This is a genomic window from Micromonospora sp. WMMD754 (assembly GCF_049315235.1).
Taxonomy (GTDB): Bacteria; Actinomycetota; Actinomycetes; order Mycobacteriales; family Micromonosporaceae; genus Micromonospora; species Micromonospora sediminicola.
This window is the reverse complement of sequence record NZ_CP186058.1, coordinates 3,648,526-3,668,208: the sequence shown is the minus strand read 5'-3', so window position 1 is coordinate 3,668,208 and position 19,683 is coordinate 3,648,526. Positions and strand designations below refer to the sequence as shown.

Sequence of the window (19,683 nt, the reverse complement as noted above, 5' to 3'; positions counted from 1 at the left end):
CAGGCGCTCGACACGGACGGGGGCGGACCTGTGACAATGCCGGGAGAAAGTTTGCTGCGCCGTGGCGGCGACCGGGGGCCGGTCCCTCGACGCCGGGAGAACGAGGATGGGCACATGAGCGACTGGACTGCCTTCGGACGGGTGGACGAGGACGGCACCGTCTACGTCAAGACCGCCGAGGGCGAGCGGGTGGTCGGATCCTGGCAGGCGGGAGCCCCGGAGGAAGGGCTCGCCCACTTCGCCCGCCGCTTCGCCGACCTGGTGACCGAGGTGGACCTGACCGAGGCCCGGCTCAACTCGGGCGCGGCGGACGCCGGCCACTCGCTGACCACGATCCGGCGGATCCGTGGGTCGCTGGCCGAGGCGCACGTGGTCGGGGACATCGACGCCCTGGCCGCCCGCCTGGACAAGCTGGCCGCGGTCGCCGAGGAGAAGGCCGGCGAGGCCAAGGCCGCTCGCGAGGCGGCCCGGGGCGAGGCCCTGGCGCGCAAGACCGCCCTGGTCGAGGAGGCCGAGAAGCTGGCCGCCGAGTCGACCGGCTGGAAGACCGCCGGCGACCGGCTCAAGGAGATCCTCGACGAGTGGAAGACCATCCGCGGCGTCGACAAGAAGGCCGACGGTGAGCTGTGGAAGCGGTTCGCCGCGGCGCGGGACGGCTTCACCCGCCGCCGGGGCGCCCACTTCGCCTCCCTCGACCAGCAGCGCAAGCAGGCGCAGACGGTCAAGGAGGAGTTGGTCGCCGAGGCCGAGAAGCTCAAGGAGTCGACCGACTGGGGCGCCACCGCCGGCCAGCTCAAGGACCTGATGGCCCAGTGGAAGGCCGCGCCGCGCGCCGCCAAGGAGGCCGAGCAGAAGCTCTGGGAACGGTTCCGGGCCGCGCAGGACGAGTTCTTCACCCGGCGCAGCGAGGTCTTCTCCGCGCGGGACAACGAGCAGCGCGCCAACCTGGAGCGCAAGCAGGCGCTGCTGGCCGAGGCCGAGGCGCTCGACGTCGACGGTGACCCGAAGGGCGCCCAGGCGAAGCTGCGGGAGATCCAGGCGCAGTGGCACGAGGCCGGCCGGGTGCCCCGCGAGGCCGCCGCCGGGCTGGAGCGCCGGCTGCGGGCGGTGGACGACAAGGTCCGCGAGGTCATGGACTCGGCGTGGCGGCGTACCTCCAAGGAGGACAACCCGCTGCTCGCCCAGATGCGCGCGCAGGTCGCCGAGGCCGAGGACCGGCTGGCCCGGGCCCAGGCCGCCGGCGACGCCCGCCGGGTCAAGGAGGCCGAGCAGGCGCTCGCCTCGAAGCGGCAGTTCCTCCAGTTGGCCGAGCAGGCCGGCTGACGGACGCACCCCGGCCGGGCAGGCCGGCGGACAGACACCTCGGGTGAGCCCCCGGCCGGTCCGGCCGGGGGCTCACCTGCGTCCCGGACGGGTTGACGCATCGAGGCGGGCTGATCAGAATGAGCGGCGGAGCCAGGTTCAGGCACCGGCACGAGGGCACCGACGGCTGATCTCGCCGTCGACGATCGCCGGTGTGACATCTCGCGGGTGGCCGTCCACACGACACGGCCCGGCGCGCGCTGCGCGCGTACTCGATGACGAGCGGGACGTGCCTCCTGGTCCTGCCGCCCGCGGCGCCTGCGCGGCGCGGGCATCCGAAGTGGAGCTTCCATGCACCGACGCACCGCCCTCGGCGGCGCCCTGACGGCGCTCGCCACCGCCGCGGCCGGCGTCCTCGTCGCCGCCGCCGTCGCCACCACCCCGGCCGCCGCCGCCGCCGGCGGCACCGGCACCGGTTACCTGCACACCAGCGGCAACAAGATCGTCGACAGCACCGGCGCGACAGTCCGGCTGACCGGCATCAACTGGTTCGGGATGGAGACCGACAACAAGACGTTCCACGGCCTGTGGTCGAGCAACCCGTGGCGGTCCCAGCTCGACACCATGGCCCGGCTGGGCTACAACACGCTGCGCATCCCGTACTCGAACGACGCGCTCAAGCCCGGTGCGACGGCGACCGGCATCAACGACTTCGTCAACCCCGACCTGGTCGGACTCTCCCCGTTGCAGATCCTGGACAAGGTCATCGACTACGCGGGCAGCAAGGGGATGCGGGTCATCCTGGACCGGCACCGGCCGACGTCGGCCGGGCAGTCGCCGCTCTGGTACACCTCGACCGTCTCCGAGGCGACCTGGATCAACGACTGGAAGACGCTCGCCCAGCGGTACGCGAACAACCCCACGGTGATCGGCGCGGACCTGCACAACGAGCCGCACGCCGAGGGGACCAACCCGGCCGCCACCGGCGCCTGCTGGGGCTGCGGCGACACCACCCGGGACTGGCGGCTCGCCGCCGAGCGGGCCGGCAACGCGATCCTCGGGGTGCAGCCGAACTGGCTGATCTTCGTGGAGGGGGTGAGCTGCCCCAGCGGCGGCCTGTCGAACGTCTGGGACAACGACCCCAGCAACGACGAGGACTGCGGCTGGTGGGGCGGCAACCTGTCCAAGGCCGGGCAGTTCCCGGTCCGGCTGAACGTGGCCAACCGGCTGGTCTACTCGCCGCACGAGTACGCCACGTCGGTCTACCGCCAGGCGTGGTTCGACGACCCGTCGTACCCGGCGAACATGCCGGCCATCTGGGACAAGTACTGGGGCTACCTCTACAAGCAGAACATCGCGCCGATCATGATGGGCGAGTTCGGCACCACGCTCCAGGATCCGAAGGACAAGATCTGGCTGCAGAACCTGATGGCCTACACCGGCACCGGCGTGAACGGCATGTCGTTCACCTACTGGTCGTGGAACCCGAACTCGGGTGACACCGGCGGCATCGCCAACGACGACTGGACCACCATCAACCAGCCGAAGCAGGACATCCTCCAGCCCTACCTGATCCCGCCGACCGGTGGGGGCGGCAACCCGACCCCGACGCCGACCGGCACCGGCTCCCCCACGCCGACGCCCACCGGCACGCCGACCCCGACGCCGACCACGCCGGCGCCCAGCGGCGGCTGCACGGCCAGCTACAAGCAGGTCAACGCCTGGGCGGGCGGCTTCCAGGGCGAGCTGACCGTGAAGAACACCGGCACCGCCGCGGTGAACCCGTGGTCGGCCACCTGGACCTGGCCGTCCGGGGTGACCCTCGCCAGCGGCTGGAACGCGACCGTCACGCAGTCCGGCACCACGGTCACGGCCGCCGCGCCCGCGTGGGCGTCGTCGCTGGCGCCGGGGGCCTCGGTGACCGTCGGCTTCACCGCCAACGGCACCGCCGCCACCCCCGCCACCGTGAAGCTCAACGGCACCGCCTGCTGAGGGTGTAAGGAAGGGCCCCTTCTTAACGCCTCCGGTAGAGGAAGGGCCCCCTCTTAACACCAAGTGTTAAAAGGGGGCCCTTCCTTACACAGGGGGTCAGGTTGCGGCGCAGCCGCCGGTGGGGGCGGGCGTCGGGGCCGGCGCGCCGATCGTCGGCAGCCCGAGCAGCACCCCCGGCGTACGCGGGGCACGTCCCGCCTCGGCCGCGTCGCCGGCCCGGGTACGCCGGTGCGCCAGCGGCGCCCCGTCGGCGTTGAGGTGGTGCGGGGCCGCGTACGTGACGGTGGTGTGCACGATGTCGCCCGGGCGGATCTGCCCGGCCAGCTCACCGGTGGCGAAGTGCACCAGCCGGCCGTCGCGGGCCCGGCCGGACATCCGGCCGGTGCGCTCGTCCTTGCGCCCCTCGCCGACGGCGACCAGCACCTCGACGGTCTCCCCGACCAGCTTCCTGTTCTCCGCCCAGGTGATCTCCTCGACGCAGGCGATCAACCGCTCGTACCGCTCCTGCACGACCTGCTTGGGCAGCTGGTCGTCCATGGTCGCGGCCGGGGTGCCGGGGCGCTTGGAGTACTGGAACGTGAAAGCCGAGGAGAACCGCGCCTCGCGGACCACGTCGAGCGTGCGCGCGAAGTCGGCCTCGGTCTCGCCGGGGAAGCCGACGATGATGTCGGTGGTGATCGCCGCGTCCGGCATCGCCGCCCGGACCTTCTCGATGATCCCCAGGTAGCGCTCCGACCGGTACGAGCGGCGCATGGCCCGCAGCACGTCGTCGGAGCCGGACTGCAACGGCATGTGCAGCGAGTGGCAGACGTTCGGAGTCTCGGCCATCGCGGCGATCACGTCGTCGGTGAAGTCCTTCGGGTGCGGGCTGGTGAACCTGACCCGCTCCAGCCCGTCGATGTCGCCGCAGGCGCGCAGCAGCTTGCCGAAGGCGTACCGGTCGCCGAACTCGACGCCGTAGGAGTTGACGTTCTGCCCGAGCAGGGTCACCTCCAGCACACCCTCGTCGACCAGCGCGCGCACCTCGGAGAGCACGTCGCCGGGGCGGCGGTCCTTCTCCTTGCCGCGCAGGGAGGGCACGATGCAGAACGTGCAGGTGTTGTTGCAGCCGACGGAGATGGAGACCCACCCGGCGTACGTCGACTCGCGCCGGGTCGGCAGCGTGGAGGGGAAGACCTCCAGCGACTCCAGGATCTCCACCTCGGCGGCGGTGTTGTGCCGGGCCCGGTCCAGCAGCACCGGCAGCGAGCCGATGTTGTGCGTGCCGAAGACCACGTCCACCCAGGGCGCCCTGCGGACGATCTCGCCGCGGTCCTTCTGGGCCAGGCAGCCGCCGACGGCGATCTGCATCCCGGGGTGCTTCGCCTTCACGGGGCGCAGATGACCCAGGTTGCCGTAGAGCCGGTTGTCGGCGTTCTCCCGGACCGCGCAGGTGTTGAACACCACCACGTCGGGCTGCTCGTCGGCCTCGGCGGCACGCACGTAGCCGGCGTCCTCGAGGAGGCCGGAGATGCGCTCGGAGTCGTGCACGTTCATCTGGCAGCCGTACGTGCGCACCTGGTAGGTGCGCGGGCTGCCCGCGGCTGCGGTAGTCATGACCCGGACAGACTATCCGGGTGGAGCAGGTCGGATCGAACGAGGAGGAGCCGTGTGCCGGAGCATCAAGACCCTGCGTGAGCCGTACGTCCCGGTGGTGACCGAGGACGACGTGCGGGCGGCCGCGTTGCAGTACGTCCGGAAAATCTCCGGTTTCCGCACCCCGGCGGCCCACAACGCGGCCGCGTTCGACGCCGCGGTGGACGCCGTGGCCGCCGCGACCGCGACCCTGCTCGACCAGCTCGTGGTCCGCGGCCAGCAGCCGGCGGCCCGGGGCTGAGCCCGGAAGGGGGTGTCGCTCGCCGCCGGTCCACGCGGCGGCGAGCGGCCGGGTTCAGGCGGCGGCGAGCGCCGGGGCGATCGAGTCGGGGGCCCAGCGGGACCGGTGGCACTGCGACCAGCCCCGGCAGCGCGCGTCGGCGACCGTGCAGAGCCGGTGGTGGCTGAGCACCTCCCCGTCGTCGGTGTCGGCCACGTCGAAGTGCACCGGGCGGATCGTGCCGTCCGGGGCGACCAGCAGGTGCCGGCCGGCGTCGAGCGTGTCGTCGCGCATCAGGCAGTTGCGGCCCAGCACCCGGGCCAGCGCCGCGAGGGCGGGCAGCTCGGGCAGGCGCTCGGGCACGCCGTAACAGTCGACCACGGTGCCGTACACCCCGGGCGCCTCCCACACGTCGCAGACCACCGCGTACGCGGGGAGCCGGACCGGGTCGGCGACGGCCAGGGGCATCACCACCCGGCCGAGTGCCTCGGCCAACGCCGGGTAGACCTCCACCGGCGTACCGCCGTCGATTCTCCAGTTCCACAGCTCGGTCATGCCGCCTCCTCGCTGCGCTCGTTCCACCGGCCTCCGGATCGGGCCTCTGTATCGATGGTGGGGTGCATTTGACCTCAGCCGGGGGCAAGTTACCGGTCTGTGACCATTCCGGGCAAAATTTCCCCGGGCGACGTTGCCCTGAGTAGCGGGAAGATGACAGTTTATCGGGTATCGTGCCGCGTTCGCGTCCTGCCGCGCCGAGGCGGCGACGCTCAGCGGAGCCGGATCAGGTGGTCCGAGGCCGGCAGCAGCTCGCCGATCACGGTGCCGTCCGGCACCTCCCCCGCGACCAGCAGGCCGCCGGAGGTCTGCGCGTCGGCCAGCAGCAGCCGCTCGGACTCGTCGGCGGCGCCGAAGTCGGTCCACGGGGTGACCCAGTCCAGGTTGCGCCGGGTGCCGCCGCTGACGTACCCGTCCCGCAGCGCCTCCCGCGCGCCCGCCAGGTACGGCACGGCCGCCATGTCGATCGCCACCGTGAGCCGACTGGCGCGGGCCAGCTTCGAGGCGTGCCCGAGCAGGCCGAAGCCGGTCACGTCGGTGCCGCAGCGGATGCCGGCGTCCACCGCCGCCCGGGCCGCGTCCCGGTTCAGCCGGGCCATCGACGCCACCGCCTCGGCGAACCGTTCGCCGGTCTGCTTGTGCCGGGTGTTGAGCACGCCGACGCCGAGCGGCTTGGTCAACGACAGCGGCAGGCCGGCCCGGCCCGCGTCCAGCGTGATCAGCTCCTCCGGCCGGACCACACCGGTGACCGCCAGGCCGTACTTCGGGCCGTCGTCGTCCACGCTGTGCCCGCCGGCCAGGTGGCAGTTCGCCTCCCGGGCCACGTCCAGGCCGCCACGCAGCACCTCGCGCGCCAGCTCCGGCGGGAGCACGCCACGCGGCCAGCAGAGCAGGTTGAGCGCGACCAGCGGGGTGCCGCCCATCGCGTACACGTCGGAGAGCGCGTTGGCCGCGGCGATCCGCCCCCAGTCGTACGCGTCGTCGACCACCGGGGTGAAGAAGTCGGCGGTGCTGACCAGGCCGGTCCGCTCGTCCAGCCGGACCACCGCGGCGTCGTCGCCGTTCTCCAGGCCGACCAGCAGGTCGGTGGAGCCGCCGGTGGCGCCGAGCCCGGCGACCATCGCCTCCAGCTCCCCCGGCGGGATCTTGCAGGCGCAGCCGCCGCCGCGGGCGTAGTCGGTCAGCCGGATCGCATCGGTCATCGCCTCATGATCTCCGTGACAGGGCGCCACCGCCACTCGGACGCACCGGTCGGTGACGGAATTCGGACGCGCCGGCACGCCGGTGACCGGTGTTACCGCTCCGTGACCATCTGGGTTGCGTTCTGCCACATCAGGCCGCCTACAGTTGCCCAACCGGGGGGTCGACCGACCCCCCGTTCCGGCACTGACGACAGGGACGGTGGACGACGTGACGACGGGCGACCCGCTGATCGTGCTCGACGGGGTCAACAAGTGGTTCGGGCCGCTGCACGTGCTCGACGACGTGTCCCTCTCCGTCGGCCGGGGCGAGGTGGTCGTCGTGATCGGCCCGTCCGGCTCCGGCAAGTCGACGCTGTGCCGCGCCATCAACCGGCTGGAGCCGATCAACGAGGGCACCATCACGTTCGACGGGCAGCCGCTGCCGGCCGAGGGCAAGCCCCTGGCCAAGCTGCGCAGCGAGGTCGGCATGGTGTTCCAGTCGTTCAACCTCTTCGCGCACAAGACCATCCTGGAGAACGTCACGCTCGGGCCGGTCAAGGTGCGCAAGGAGAAGCCGGCCGCCGCCCGCGAGCGCGGGCTGGCCCTGCTCGACCGCGTCGGCATCGCCAACCAGGCGGACAAGTACCCGGCCCAGCTCTCCGGCGGCCAGCAGCAGCGGGCGGCCATCGCCCGCGCGCTGGCCATGCAGCCCAAGGCGATGCTCTTCGACGAGCCGACCAGCGCGCTGGACCCGGAGATGGTCGGCGAGGTGCTCGACGTGATGACGTCGTTGGCCCGCGACGGCATGACCATGGTCGTGGTCACCCACGAGATGGGCTTCGCCCGGCACGCGGCGAACCGGGTGGTCTTCATGGCCGACGGGCAGTTGGTCGAGGACGCCCCGCCGAACGAGTTCTTCGCGAACCCGCGCAGCGAGCGGGCCCGGGACTTCCTCTCCAAGATCCTCACGCACTGAGCGTCCGTAGTGGAGTCGTCCCCGGGCGGCTCCGTCGAAGAAGGAGATGAGTATGCGTTACAAGCGCGTGGCGGCGGTGGCCGCGGCGGCGACTCTGGCGCTCGGCCTGGCTGCCTGCGGTGGCGACGGCGACGAGGGCACCGGCGCCGGCAGCAAGGACTTCGCGGCCGGCAGCACGATGGAGCGGCTGAACAAGGCCCAGAAGATCAAGGTCGGCACCAAGTTCGACCAGCCGGGCTTCGGCCAGAAGGGGCTGTCGGGCAAGCCCGAGGGCTTCGACGTCGAGGTGGCGAAGCTGATCGTCAAGGAACTCGGCATCCCCGAGGACAAGATCGAGTACGTTGAGACCCCGTCGAAGGTCCGTGAGGACGTCATCGTGAACGGCACCGTCGACCTGGTCGCGGCCACCTACACGATCAACGACAAGCGCAAGGAGCGCATCGCCTTCGCCGGGCCGTACTACGAGGCCGGCCAGAACATCATGGTCCGCAAGGATGAGGCCGCGATCACCGGTCCGGACTCGTTCAAGGACGGCACCAAGAAGGTCTGCTCGGTCACCGGCTCCACCCCGGCCGAGGAGATCAAGAAGTACGTCAAGGACGTCGCCACCCAGCTGGTGCTCTTCGACACCTACGACAAGTGCCGCGACGCCCTCAAGGGCAAGCAGGTCGACGCCGTGACCACGGACAACGTCATCCTGCTGGGCTACATCGCCAAGGACGAGGCGTCCTTCAAGATGGCCGGCGACAACTTCACCAAGGAGCCGTACGGCATCGGTGTCAAGAAGGAGGACACCGACTTCCGTGACTTCATCAACGACACCTTGGAGAAGGCCTTCCAGGACGGCAGCTGGAAGAAGGCGTGGGACGACACCGCCGGCAAGTTCGGCGCCACGCTGGGCGACGCGCCGACCGTCAACCGTTACTGATCCGTCCGATCCGGAGGGTGGGGAGGAAACCGACCCGTGAATGTGCTCATCGACAAGTTCGACGTCTTCGCGGGCGGGTTCTGGCTCACCCTCCAGATCTGCGTGCTCGCCGCGATCGGCGCCCTGATCCTGGGCGCCGTCGTGGCGGTGCTGCGCATCTCGCCGGTGCCACCGCTGCGCGCCGTCGGCACCACCTACGTGAACATCTTCCGGAACATGCCGCTGACCGTGGTGCTGTTCTTCGCCGCGTTCGGTCTGCCGGCCCTCGGTTCGAACGCGGACTTCCTGCGGATTCCCGGGCTGGAGGCGATCTTCAGCCGGCTCGGTACGGACCTGCCCTACTTCCGGTTCGGGCTGATCGCGCTGGTGCTCTACACGGCCGCGTTCGTCTGCGAAGCGCTCCGCTCGGGCGTGAACGCGGTGCCCGCCGGCCAGGCCGAGGCCGCCCGCTCGCTGGGCCTGACCTTCGGTCAGAACCTGCGCTACGTGGTGCTGCCGCAGTCCTGGAAGGCGTCGGTGGTACCGCTCGGCTCGGTCATCATCGCGATGATCAAGAACTCGGCCCTGGTCGGCTTCTTCGGCGTCGTAGGTGACCTCTCGCAGACCGCCGACCAGCTCACCTCGGCCGGTGGTTACGCCTTCATCCCGGTGGCGATCGGCATCTCCGTCGGCTACCTGATCATGACGGTGCCGCTCGGCGCCCTGCTGGACCGGATCGAGAAGCGACAGGCGGTGGCCCGATGAGCCGGCAGACCAGCGTCCTCTACGACGTCCCCGGGCCGCGCCAGCGGCGGATCACGCTCATCAGCAGCCTGATCGCGGTCGTGGTGCTGCTGGCCGGGGCGTACCTGCTGATCTACCGGCCGCTGGCGGACAAGGGCCAGCTCTCGATGGAGCTGTGGGGCCCGCTCATCGACCCCTCGAACGAGAACTTCTCCCAGGTCTGGGAGCGGCTCTGGGTCGGCCTCAAGAACACTCTCGTCGCCGCCGCGCTGGCCATCGTCGCGTCGCTCGTCGTCGGCACCCTGATCGCCGTGCTGCGGATCCAGCTCAAGAGCCTGACCCGACGGCGCTTCACCGGCCTGGCCACCCCACTGGCCTACCTCCTGCGCGGGTTGAGCTGGACGCTGTCCGTGATCACCCGGATCTGTGTCGAGGTGTTCCGCGGCCTTCCGGTCGTGCTCACCATCTTCTTCGTGGCACGCGGCTTCCCCGAGTTCGGTGTCTCGTTCGACAACCTCTGGTACCTCGTCATCGGCCTCACCGTCTACAACGCGGTCGTCATCGCCGAGATCCTGCGCTCCGGCATGGAGGGGCTGCCCGGGGGCCAGGCGGAGGCGGCCGCCGCGATCGGACTCTCCCCGTTCCAGACCACCGGGCTGATCCTGCTGCCGCAGGCCTTCCGGATCATGCTGCCGGCGCTGATCAGCCAGCTCGTGGTGGTACTCAAGGACACCTCGCTCGGCTTCATCATCAGCTACGAGGAGACGCTCAACATCGGCAAGCAGATCATCGGCGTGCTGGGCAACCCGATCCAGGTCTACGTGGTGATCGCCGTGCTGTTCATCGCGATCAACTACTCGCTGTCGAAGCTGGCCCAGTACGCCGAGCGTCGCCTCTCCCGCGGGCGCCGGACCACCGGCACCACGCCGCCCACGCCACCGCCCGCCGCGCTCATGTCCCAGGCCGAGGGCGCCGGCGGCCACTGACCGCACGCGCGACGTGGCCGGTCCGGTCCGGACCGGCCACGTCGCAGCGCCGGCTCAACAACCAGTGCAGGGCAGGTAGCCCAGTTCTTCCTCCCAGGCGTTGGCGAAGGTTGCCCCCGATGTGTAGGACACCTTCACCCAGGCGAAGTTCCCGCGGGAATCGTTCGGTGCCGGCATCGTGGGGACGTCGAGCGTGATGGTGTGCCCGCCGTCGCCCACTCCGCTCACCGAGCCGGTCTTCCGGACCCAGAACTCCCCGTTGACATACATGTCGGCCTGATAGTCCGCCCGGGACACGTCACAGCGGCCGTTCACGGTGACGGTGCCGCTGCGGCCCTGGGTCGACGTCGACCAGGACGAGCCCAGCGTCTGGCAGAAGGGCGGATCGGCCGCCGACGCGCCGCTCGCGGCCGGTCCCGACCGAGACGCCCCCGCGCGTGTGGTCGTCCCCGAGTCGCCCCGAGTGCCGGCGCCGGCCAGCACCGTCGTCGCGGCCGACGTGGCACCGCCAACCCCGGCCGGAGCGCTCGACGCGGTGGCGGCCGAACCCCACGACAGCGGCCAGCAGACGTTCTTGCTGCCGCTGTCACCGGGGAGTTCGGGAACCTCGACCTTGCTGTCCGCCACGACGCAGGCGCTGTCGGCGCTGCCGAGCGGTGCGGCGGGAATGGTGAAGCTCACCGCATAGGTCTGGTCGTTGGTGAGCGCGGAATCGTGGAAGAGTTCGGCTCCGCTGGGACGCTTGTACGCGTAGACCGAGTAGGTTCGCGCGCCGGCCGAGCCGGTGCACGACATGGAGACGTCGACGTTCCACCACCCGCCCGAGCTGTCGCTGTCGTAGGTGTGGGCGACCACCGGGGTGGAACAGTTCCACGACGGCGCGGCGGCGGCCGAGGAGCCCGGCAGGGCGACTCCCGCCGCTGCGGTGACCGCCGCGAAGAGCATCGAAGCGCAGGTACGTATCCGCATCTTTCCTCCGGTTCTCCGAGGCGTCGCACGTCGCCTCGAGACGTCGGTTCCGTACTCGAGGCAACGTACGTCGATCGGTGATCCGGCGGGCACCCGCTCACGGTGAAGGTGCGCTCACGGGCAGAAAGCGTACGATACGGCCCACTTCATATAGCTGTCGGACGATATCCCCAGCCAGCGGCGGCGGACGCCCGACCGTCGCGGTCCGCCGCCCGACCCGTCAAATGACGAATACCGCGTTTCGCGTCATCTGACGATCACCCCGCGGAACGTGGTCAGCGGGCGATCTCGGTGACCCGGGACTCGCGCACCACCGTCACCCGGATCTGACCCGGGTAGGTCAACTCCTCCTCGATCTGCTTGGCCACGTCCCGGGCCAGCACCGCCGCGCCGATGTCGTCCACGTCGTCCGGCTTGACCATCACCCGGATCTCCCGGCCCGCCTGCATGGCGAAGACCTTCTCCACCCCGAGCTTGCCGGCCGCGATCTCCTCGATCCGCTCCAGCCGCTTGACGTACGCCTCCAGGCTCTCCCGCCGCGCCCCGGGCCGCCCGCCCGAGCAGGCGTCGGAGGCCTGGGTGAGGACCGCCTCGATGGTCTGCGGCGGCACCTCGTTGTGGTGCGCCTCGATGGCGTGCACCACGTCCTCGGTCTCGCCGTACTTGCGGGCCAGGTCCGCGCCGATGATGGCGTGGCTGCCCTCCACCTCGTGGGTGAGCGCCTTGCCGATGTCGTGCAGGAACGCGCAGCGCTTGATCGTCGGGACGTCCAGCCGCAGCTCGGCGGCCATGATGCCGGCGATGTGCGCGGTCTCGACCAGGTGCTTGAGCACGTTCTGCCCGTACGAGGTCCGGTAGCGCAACCGGCCCAGCAGGGTGACCAGCTCCGGGTGGATCTCGGTGATCCCGACCTCGACCAGCGCGTCCTCGGCGGCCCGGTGGCACAGCTCCTCCACCTCCTGCCGGGCCAGGTCGTAGACCTCCTCGATCCGGTGCGGGTGGATGCGCCCGTCCAGCACCAGCTTCTCCAGGGTGAGCCGGCCGACCTCCCGACGGACCGGGTCGAAGCAGGAGAGCAGCACCGCCTCGGGCGTGTCGTCGATGATCAGGTTGACGCCGGTGACCGACTCGAAGGCCCGGATGTTGCGCCCCTCCCGGCCGATGATGCGCCCCTTCATCTCGTCGCCGGGCAGGTGCAGGACACTGACCACGCTCTCCGCGGTCTGCTCGCTGGCGACCCGCTGGATGGCGTCCACGACGATGTGCCGCGCGCGCTGCTCGGCGGTGCCCCGGGCGTCCGACTCGATCTCCCGGACCAGCAGCGCCGCCTCCCGCTTCGCCTGCCCCTCGATCGACTCGACCAGCTCGGCGCGGGCCGACTCCGCGGTCAGCCCGGCCACCCGCTCCAGCTCGCGGCGACGCTGCTCCTCCACCTCGGTCAGCGCCCGCTCGCGCTCCGCCAGCGCCGCCTCCCGGGCGGCGAGCGCCGCGGTGGCCGCGGTGAGCTGCCGCTCCCGCTCGGCCAGCCGCTCCACCTCCTCGGTGTGCAGCCGCTCCCGCTCGTCCATCCGGGCGGCCCGCCGCTCGACCTCGGCCGCCTGCTCCCGGGTGGTGGCGGCGAGCACCGCCACCTCGCGCTCGCCGCTGCGCCGCGCCGTGGCGCGCAACTGCTCGGCGTCCGCCTCGGCCTGCTTGTGGGCCCGCTCCAGCACGGTGTCGGCCTCGGCCCGGGCGTCGTCGAGCACCCGCCGCGCCTCGGCCCGCGCCGCCTTCGCCTCGGCCTTCGCCGCCGCCGCCTCGGTACGCGCCGCGGCGGCGGCGGACTTCGCCACGTCGATGGTGCTGTTCGCCTCGTCGGCGGCGCTGCGCAGCGCCGCCAGGGACTGCTCCTGCCGGTCCTTCTCCGCGATGAACGCCGGGTCCTCCGGCGCCGGGGCCAGGCTGAGCCGCTGGAGCGTGCGCACGCCGAACAGCACGGCGCCGACCACCACCACGACGAGCAGCAGGACCACCACGAGCAGGACGACGTCGAAGGCGCTCATGCCGTCGCTCCGCACCGGTACGTCGCCCCGCCGCCGACCCGCCGCGCCTCGCCGACCGGCCGTGGTTCACCGGCGCGTGGTCGCTCACCGGCCTGTCGTGGCTCACCGGCCTGTCGTGCGCGGTCGCCCGGCGAGGAACGGCCGGGACCGTGTGGCAGACCGCCGGTGAACCTGTGCCGCCCCGCCATGGCCGCCTCCCCTGAACGTCGGCGCCGCAGGACGCGCGCGAAGGGGCACGCACCTGCGGCTCTGGACGCCCGACCGGAGCGGCTGGCTGTGGGTAGCTTTCCGTCGGCGGTGCCCCTCACGGGAACCGCCGGCGGCCGGTTGCAGTTGTCGGACGCTCCGGACCGGGTCCGGAGCGGCCGTCAAGGGGCCGGTGAAGCTGGCCAAAGTGATGCTGTTCTGTTACGCGATCTATGTTGTGCGCTTAGCCTGCGCTGGTCGGGCAAAGTGAGCCTGTATGGCGAGGCTAGGTCGCGAGGGGCCCTTCGGTCAAGAAGTCATGATCAAACCACCCGGACGGAGAGAAGTTGCCCGGTCACACGGCGTCGATCAGATGCCGGACACGCGCGGACAAAACCCGCCCCTCGTCACCTCACCGTGACCTTCCCGTGCTGCTCAACCCGCATCCGGCCGACCGCCTTCCGGACCCACGCCCCACTTCGGTGATCAAGGAGTTGGCGTCTGCGTCGGCGGTCCCGGCCGACGCCAACTCCTTGATCAGAAACGACAGCTCTGGCCGGGACGGTGCAGGCCGGGCCCGGCGGGGGCAGCGCCGAGGTCAGCGGGTGAGCGACCGGGCGGTGGCGACCAGGGTCGCGTTGTCCGGGGCGGGGCTGCCGTTGGGCAGCAGGAGCGTGTCCTCCAGGCCGATCCGGGTGTGCAGACCTCGGCGCACGGCCTCGCCGAACACCGGCCAGGTCGCCGGACCCTCGCCGTGCAGCAGCACCGGCGGACCCCCGCCGGGCAGGGCGGCGAGGATCGCGGCCGCGTCGGCGAGCGCCCTGCCCACCCGTTCGGCCATGCACTCGACCAGGATCCGCCCGGTCGGCGTCGGCCAGCGGCGCCAGGCGTCGACCGCCTCCCGCGTCCAGATCCCGGCCTCGACCATCACGCCGCGCTCGTGCAGGGCGGCCGCGACCTCCGCCGCGCCGGGCTCGTGGGCGTTGACCGAGGCGAAGTCGGGCAGAACCGTCCAGGCCCGGACGGCGGCCACCCGCTCCACCGGGTCGGGAAGGATCCACGCGCCGGTGCTCACCCCGACCGGCAGGCCGGGACGGGCCACGCGGACGGCGCTGACCGCCGCGCCGATCACGGCCGGATCGAGCGACTCGGCACCGGCGTCGTCCCGAGGATGGATGTGCACCGCCGCCACCCCCGCGCTCGCGCAGCGGACGGCGTCGTCCGCCAGCTCGGTGGGGGTGAGCGGCACGGCCGGGTGCTCGTCCCGCCGCCGTCCGCCGTTCAGACACGCCTTCAGCACGACGCACGCTCCCTTCCCCCGAGGGCCGCAGTGCCCTCAGTCGAGTCGGCGGGCGTCGAGGTCGTGCTCGGCGTCGGCCAGCGCGTCGGCGTCGATGTGCTCGGCGAACTCGGCCGCCTCGGCGCTCTGCGCGGCGAGCGCGTCCTTCACCGCCCGGATCGCCACCCCGGCCGGGTAGCCCTTGCGGGCCAGCATCCCGACCAGACGCCGGAACACCGCGTCGGGCTCGCCCCGGGCGGTGCGCAGCTTCCGATCGACCAGGGCACGGGCGGTGTCCGCCTCGGTCTCCTCGTCGATCCCGTCGAGCGCCTCACCGGCCACCTCGCCGTCGACGCCTCGCTGTCGCAGCTCGTTGGCGAGCGCCCGACGGGCCAGCCCTCGCCCGGCGTGCCGACTGCTCACCCAGGCCCTGGCGAAGGCGGCGTCGTCCACGATGCCGACCTCGTCGTAGCGGTCGAGCACCTGCTCGGCGGTCTCCTCGGAGATGCCCTTGCGGGCCAGCGCGCCGGCCAGCTCGGCCCGGGTGCGGGGCCGCACCGCGAGCTGCCGCAGGCAGATCTCTCGGGCCAACTCCGCCTCGTCGCGCGGCGGAGCCGGAGCCTCCCCGGATTCGGGCTCCGCCGCGCGACCACGGCGCCCACGGCGCGGCCGGGGCGTACCGGTGTCGTCACCCGCACGGGGTGGGCTGGCATCCCAGCCCCGCCCCGTGCGGGCGCGTCGTCCTGCCACGGGTCAGCGGATCAGAAGTCGACCGGCGGCAGCTCCGGGCCGCCGGCGGCGTCGCCCGCACCACCGGTGCCGACGCCGAGCTTCTCCAGGATCTTCTTCTCGATCTCGGCCGCCACGTCCGGGTTCTCGCGGAGGAACTCGCGGGCCTTCTCCTTGCCCTGGCCCAGCTGGTCACCGTCGTAGGTGTACCAGGCGCCGGACTTGCGGATGATCGCCTGCTCCACGCCGACGTCGATCAGCGAGCCCTCGCGGGAGATGCCCTTGCCGTACATGATGTCGAACTCGGCCTGCTTGAACGGCGCCGCGACCTTGTTCTTCACGACCTTGACGCGGGTGCGGTTGCCGACCACGTCGGTGCCGTCCTTGAGGCTCTCGATGCGGCGCACGTCGAGCCGGACCGAGGCGTAGAACTTCAGCGCCCGACCACCGGTGGTGGTCTCCGGGCTGCCGAACATCACGCCGATCTTCTCGCGGAGCTGGTTGATGAAGATCGCGGTGGTGCCGGTGTTGTTGAGCACACCGGTGATCTTCCGCAGCGCCTGGCTCATCAGCCGGGCCTGGAGGCCGACGTGGCTGTCGCCCATCTCGCCCTCGATCTCGGCACGCGGCACCAGGGCGGCGACCGAGTCGATCACGATGATGTCGATCGCGCCGGAGCGGACCAGCATGTCGGCGATCTCCAGCGCCTGCTCGCCGGTGTCCGGCTGGGAGACCAGCAGGGCGTCGGTGTCGACGCCGAGGGCGCGTGCGTACTCCGGGTCGAGCGCGTGCTCGGCGTCGATGAACGCGGCGATGCCGCCGGCCCGCTGGGCGTTGGCCACCGCGTGCAGGGCGACCGTGGTCTTACCGCTGGACTCCGGACCGTAGATCTCGACGACCCGGCCGCGGGGCAGACCGCCCACGCCGAGCGCCACGTCGAGCGCGATGGAGCTGGTCGGGATGACCGCCGTCTGCACGACGGGCCGCTCCCCCAGCCGCATCACCGAACCCTTGCCGAACTGCTTGTCGATCTGAGCGAGAGCAAGGTCTAGCGCCTTCTCCCGGTCAGGCCCTGCCGCCATGGTTGCCACCCCTGCCTTCGCCGGCGTCTTTCCTGAGCTTCGCGTCACGCGGGACACGCTAGGCGCTGGGTCCGACAGAAAACCAGCCGACGGGCCGTGAGCTGTGGACGAGCACCCCGCTGTGGACAATAGCCGAACAGGTGTACGACTGGGCAAGCGACACGCGGAACCGGGGAAAAGGCTGCTCAGCGTAGTCGCGCGGGCACCCGGTCGGGATAGGCGGCCACCACGGCGCGCCACACCACGTGCGTTTCCTCACCGGCGGCGAGGGCCTGCTCGACGGTCCGGCCGCCGAGCTGGGACAGCACCTGGTCGCTGGCGAGGCTGGCCGCGTACCCCGGCCCGAACGCCTCCTCCAGCCGCGCCCAGAAGTCGGTCAGCCGCACCTGTTCAGTCCTCCTCGTCGAGTGTGTCGTCCCCGCCGGTGCCCCGCAGCGCCAGCGCCGCCAGCGGCACCACCGCGATGGCTGCCAGCACGGTGAGCGTCGGGTACCCCACCGCCTGCATGACGAACCCGCTGACCGCCGCCGCGCCCGCCCCGGCCAGCCCCATGAGCAGGTCGGACAGACCCTGCACACCGGGCCGGTCGGCGGTCGGCACCGACTCCGACAGCAGCGTCGAGCCCGCCACCATGGTGCCCGACCAGCCCAGCCCGAGCAGCGCCAGCCCCACCGCGAGCGGCGGCGTGTGGTGCCCGGCGGTGCCGGCGACCGCGCACGCCGCCAGCAGCAGCGCGACCCCGCCGAGGATCACCGGCCGCCGACCCAGCCGGTCGGTGAGCCAGCCCGTCACCGGCGAGAGCGCGTACATCCCGGCGATGTGCAGGCTGAGCACGATGCCGACCACCGACAGCACGTCCGCGTCGGAGTGCCACTCACCGAGGTGCACCGGGGTCATCGACATCACCGCGACCATCACCAGGTGCCCCACCGCGACCGCGGCGATGCCGAGGCGGGCGGCCGGCCGTCGGCGTACCGTGCGCCACGCGGCGACCATGCCACCGCGACGGGCGACCGGCGGGGCGACGCCGACCTCGGGCGCCGCCAGCCGGCGCGCGGTGAGCAGCGGGTCCGGCCGGAGCAGGACCAGGAGTACGGCGGCGGCCAGCGTGAACGCGACGGCACTGAAGGCGAACGGGCCGGCCAGCGTCGGCAGCCCCCAGCCCTGGGTGGTGTCGTCGGCGAGCGCGGCGAAGTTCGGCGCGGCCACCGAGCCGATGGTGGTGGCCCAGACGACCAGCGAGAGCTGGCGACCCCGGCGCTGCGGCTCGGCCAGGTCGACCGCCGTGTAGCGGGCCTGGAGGTTGGCCGCCGTGCCGCCGCCGAACAGCAGCATGCCGACGAAGAGCAGCGGCACCACCCGGGTCGCGGTCGCGACCACCACCAGCACACCACCGACCGCACCGACCAGGTACGCGGCGACCAGGCCGGGCCGGCGTCCACGGGCGGTCATGAGCCGGGTGACCGGTACGGCGAGCAGCGCGGCCCCGACCACCCCGGCGCTCTGCGCCACCCCGGCCAGGGCGGTGCCGGCGACCCGGGCGGCGAGCAGCGCGCCGACCGAGATGCCGATGGCGACGCCGGTGCCGCCGATGATCTGGGTGAGGAAGAGCAGGCGGAGGGTACGTCGCTGAATGCCGGCGACGTCGGGCCGGGGTGGGGCCGGCGCGGTCAGGTCGGTGGACATGCGCGCTCCTGGTGAGGACGGATGCCCCATCCTCTCCCGCCGGTCCGTTCGACCGGCAACCCGGTTTCGCTACAGGCCGAGACCCCGGCCGATGATCTCCTTCATGATCTCGGTGGTGCCGCCGTAGATCGTCTGCACCCGGCTGTCCAGCCAGGCCTTCGCCACCGGGTACTCCAGCATGAAGCCGTAGCCGCCGTGCAGCTGCACGCACCGGTCGGCGACCTTCGTCTGCAGCTCGGTGGTCCACCACTTGGCCTTGGCCGCGTCGGTCACCGAGAGCCGGCCCGCGTTGAACTCGGCGACGCAGTGGTTCACGAAGGTGCGCGCGATGGTGATCTCGGTGTCCAGCTCGGCCAGGAGGAACCGGTTGTGCTGGAACCGGCCGATCGGGCGACCGAACGCCTCCCGGGACCGGGCGTGTTCCAGCGTGAGCGCGAGCAGCTTCTCGCAGGCGGCCACCGCGGCGACGGCGATGCTCAGCCGCTCCCGGGGCAGGTTGGCCATCAGGTGGTAGAAGCCGTGGTTCTCGGTGCCGATCAGGTTCTCCGCCGGCACCCGGCAGTCGTCGAAGAACAACTCGGCGGTGTCGTTGGCCTTCAGGCCGACCTTGGCCAGCCGGCGGCCCCGGCCGAAGCCCGGCGTGCCGCTCTCCACCACGACCAGGCTGACCCCGTGCGCGCCCTGCTCCGGCGCGGTCTTCACCACCACGACCACCAGGTCGGCCAGCTCGCCGTTGGTGATGAACGTCTTCTGCCCGTTGAGGACCAGGCTGTCGCCGTCGCGCACGGCGGTGGTGCGGATGCCGGCCAGGTCGCTGCCCGCGCCCGGCTCGCTCATCGCGATCGCGGTGACCAGGTCGCCGGAGCAGAAACCGGGCAGCCAGCGCTTGCGCTGGTCGTCGGTGGTCAGCTCGGTCAGGTACGGCGCCACCACGTCGTTGTGCAGCCCGAAGCCCAGACCGGTGCAGCCGGCCGAGATGATCTCCTCGTCGAGCACCGCGTGGAAGCGGAAGTCGCGCTGACCGCCGCCACCGTGCTCGGGGTCGACGTCGAGCCCGAGCAGCCCGGCCGCGCCGGCGGCGCGCCACACCTCCCGGTCGACGATCCCGTCGGCCTCCCACCGCTCGTGGTGCGGCACGGCCTCCCGGGCGAGGAACCGCCGGCACAGGTCCCGGAACTCTTCGTGGACGGGCTCGTAGAGATGCTGCTCCAT

At 71.8% G+C, this 19,683-nt stretch carries 18 protein-coding genes; 7 read left to right on the top strand and 11 right to left on the bottom strand.

Translation table 11 applies throughout. From position 1 onward, the window contains the following. The first annotated feature begins 114 nt into the window (after nucleotides 1-114). Together ACN27B_RS17805 and ACN27B_RS17800 are read left to right on the top strand one after the other, a co-directional pair. Nucleotides 115-1,323, top strand: a complete 1,209-nt coding sequence (locus ACN27B_RS17805; RefSeq protein WP_091579685.1) for a DUF349 domain-containing protein — start codon at nucleotides 115-117, stop codon at nucleotides 1,321-1,323. Nucleotides 1,324-1,653: 330 nt separating this feature from the next. Continuing rightward, nucleotides 1,654-3,294 (top strand): cellulase family glycosylhydrolase, encoded by a 1,641-nt coding sequence (locus tag ACN27B_RS17800; protein ID WP_422741036.1) that lies wholly within the window; start codon nucleotides 1,654-1,656, stop codon nucleotides 3,292-3,294. 96 nt (nucleotides 3,295-3,390) lie between these two features. On the opposite strand, the gene miaB is transcribed toward ACN27B_RS17800, so the two are convergent. Next, nucleotides 3,391-4,890: a tRNA (N6-isopentenyl adenosine(37)-C2)-methylthiotransferase MiaB gene (gene miaB, locus ACN27B_RS17795; RefSeq protein ID WP_422741035.1), complete on the bottom strand. Its 1,500-nt coding sequence runs from the start codon at nucleotides 4,888-4,890 to the stop codon at nucleotides 3,391-3,393. 52 nt (nucleotides 4,891-4,942) lie between these two features. Between miaB and ACN27B_RS17790 the strand changes: the two genes are divergently transcribed. Beyond that, the gene (locus tag ACN27B_RS17790; protein WP_422741034.1) at nucleotides 4,943-5,170 is read left to right on the top strand and encodes a DUF2277 family protein; all 228 of its coding nucleotides are present in this window, start codon (nucleotides 4,943-4,945) and stop codon (nucleotides 5,168-5,170) included. Between the two features lie 54 nt (nucleotides 5,171-5,224). On the opposite strand, the gene ACN27B_RS17785 is transcribed toward ACN27B_RS17790, so the two are convergent. Both ACN27B_RS17785 and selD read right to left on the bottom strand, forming a co-directional pair. Continuing rightward, the gene (locus ACN27B_RS17785; protein WP_091579700.1) at nucleotides 5,225-5,704 is read right to left on the bottom strand and encodes a hypothetical protein; all 480 of its coding nucleotides are present in this window, start codon (nucleotides 5,702-5,704) and stop codon (nucleotides 5,225-5,227) included. 212 nt (nucleotides 5,705-5,916) lie between these two features. After that, nucleotides 5,917-6,906 (bottom strand): selenide, water dikinase SelD, encoded by a 990-nt coding sequence (gene selD / locus ACN27B_RS17780; protein ID WP_422741033.1) that lies wholly within the window; start codon nucleotides 6,904-6,906, stop codon nucleotides 5,917-5,919. Nucleotides 6,907-7,105: 199 nt separating this feature from the next. Between selD and ACN27B_RS17775 the strand changes: the two genes are divergently transcribed. Genes ACN27B_RS17775 through ACN27B_RS17760 form a run of 4 tightly spaced genes read left to right on the top strand, consistent with a single transcriptional unit; the run spans nucleotide 7,106 to nucleotide 10,498 of the window. Continuing rightward, nucleotides 7,106-7,861, top strand: coding sequence for an amino acid ABC transporter ATP-binding protein (locus tag ACN27B_RS17775; protein ID WP_099162015.1), 756 nt, complete (start codon nucleotides 7,106-7,108; stop codon nucleotides 7,859-7,861). A gap of 52 nt (nucleotides 7,862-7,913) precedes the next feature. Continuing rightward, nucleotides 7,914-8,789, top strand: a complete 876-nt coding sequence (locus ACN27B_RS17770) for a glutamate ABC transporter substrate-binding protein (RefSeq protein ID WP_099162016.1) — start codon at nucleotides 7,914-7,916, stop codon at nucleotides 8,787-8,789. Nucleotides 8,790-8,825: 36 nt separating this feature from the next. Then, the gene (locus tag ACN27B_RS17765; protein WP_099162017.1) at nucleotides 8,826-9,533 is read left to right on the top strand and encodes an amino acid ABC transporter permease; all 708 of its coding nucleotides are present in this window, start codon (nucleotides 8,826-8,828) and stop codon (nucleotides 9,531-9,533) included. Further along, nucleotides 9,530-10,498 carry an amino acid ABC transporter permease gene (locus ACN27B_RS17760; RefSeq protein ID WP_099162018.1) on the top strand — a complete coding sequence of 323 codons (969 nt, stop codon included), beginning with the start codon at nucleotides 9,530-9,532 and terminating at the stop codon, nucleotides 10,496-10,498. Before ACN27B_RS17765 ends, ACN27B_RS17760 begins: the two co-directional genes overlap by 4 nt. 54 nt (nucleotides 10,499-10,552) lie before the next feature. Here ACN27B_RS17760 and ACN27B_RS17755 read toward each other — a convergent pair whose 3' ends face one another. The 8 genes from ACN27B_RS17755 to ACN27B_RS17720 form a co-directional block, all read right to left on the bottom strand. Continuing rightward, nucleotides 10,553-11,443: a hypothetical protein gene (locus tag ACN27B_RS17755; protein WP_422741032.1), complete on the bottom strand. Its 891-nt coding sequence runs from the start codon at nucleotides 11,441-11,443 to the stop codon at nucleotides 10,553-10,555. 299 nt (nucleotides 11,444-11,742) lie between these two features. Then, nucleotides 11,743-13,509, bottom strand: a complete 1,767-nt coding sequence (gene rny, locus ACN27B_RS17750) for a ribonuclease Y (protein ID WP_099164716.1) — start codon at nucleotides 13,507-13,509, stop codon at nucleotides 11,743-11,745. 784 nt (nucleotides 13,510-14,293) lie between these two features. Further along, nucleotides 14,294-14,995 (bottom strand): 3-keto-5-aminohexanoate cleavage protein, encoded by a 702-nt coding sequence (locus tag ACN27B_RS17745; RefSeq protein WP_422741031.1) that lies wholly within the window; start codon nucleotides 14,993-14,995, stop codon nucleotides 14,294-14,296. Nucleotides 14,996-15,031: 36 nt separating this feature from the next. Then, entirely contained in the window at nucleotides 15,032-15,724 is a 693-nt protein-coding gene (locus tag ACN27B_RS17740; RefSeq protein WP_099162021.1) for a regulatory protein RecX, read from the bottom strand. Nucleotides 15,725-15,735: 11 nt separating this feature from the next. Then, a complete protein-coding gene (gene recA, locus ACN27B_RS17735; protein WP_099162022.1) occupies nucleotides 15,736-16,785 on the bottom strand; it encodes a recombinase RecA in 1,050 nt (349 codons plus the stop codon). A gap of 185 nt (nucleotides 16,786-16,970) precedes the next feature. After that, entirely contained in the window at nucleotides 16,971-17,171 is a 201-nt protein-coding gene (locus tag ACN27B_RS17730) for a DUF3046 domain-containing protein (protein WP_091579728.1), read from the bottom strand. A 4-nt stretch (nucleotides 17,172-17,175) separates the two neighbouring features. After that, nucleotides 17,176-18,471, bottom strand: coding sequence for an MFS transporter (locus tag ACN27B_RS17725; protein ID WP_099162023.1), 1,296 nt, complete (start codon nucleotides 18,469-18,471; stop codon nucleotides 17,176-17,178). A 69-nt stretch (nucleotides 18,472-18,540) separates the two neighbouring features. Continuing rightward, nucleotides 18,541-19,683, bottom strand: coding sequence for an acyl-CoA dehydrogenase family protein (locus tag ACN27B_RS17720; RefSeq protein WP_281591183.1), 1,143 nt, complete (start codon nucleotides 19,681-19,683; stop codon nucleotides 18,541-18,543).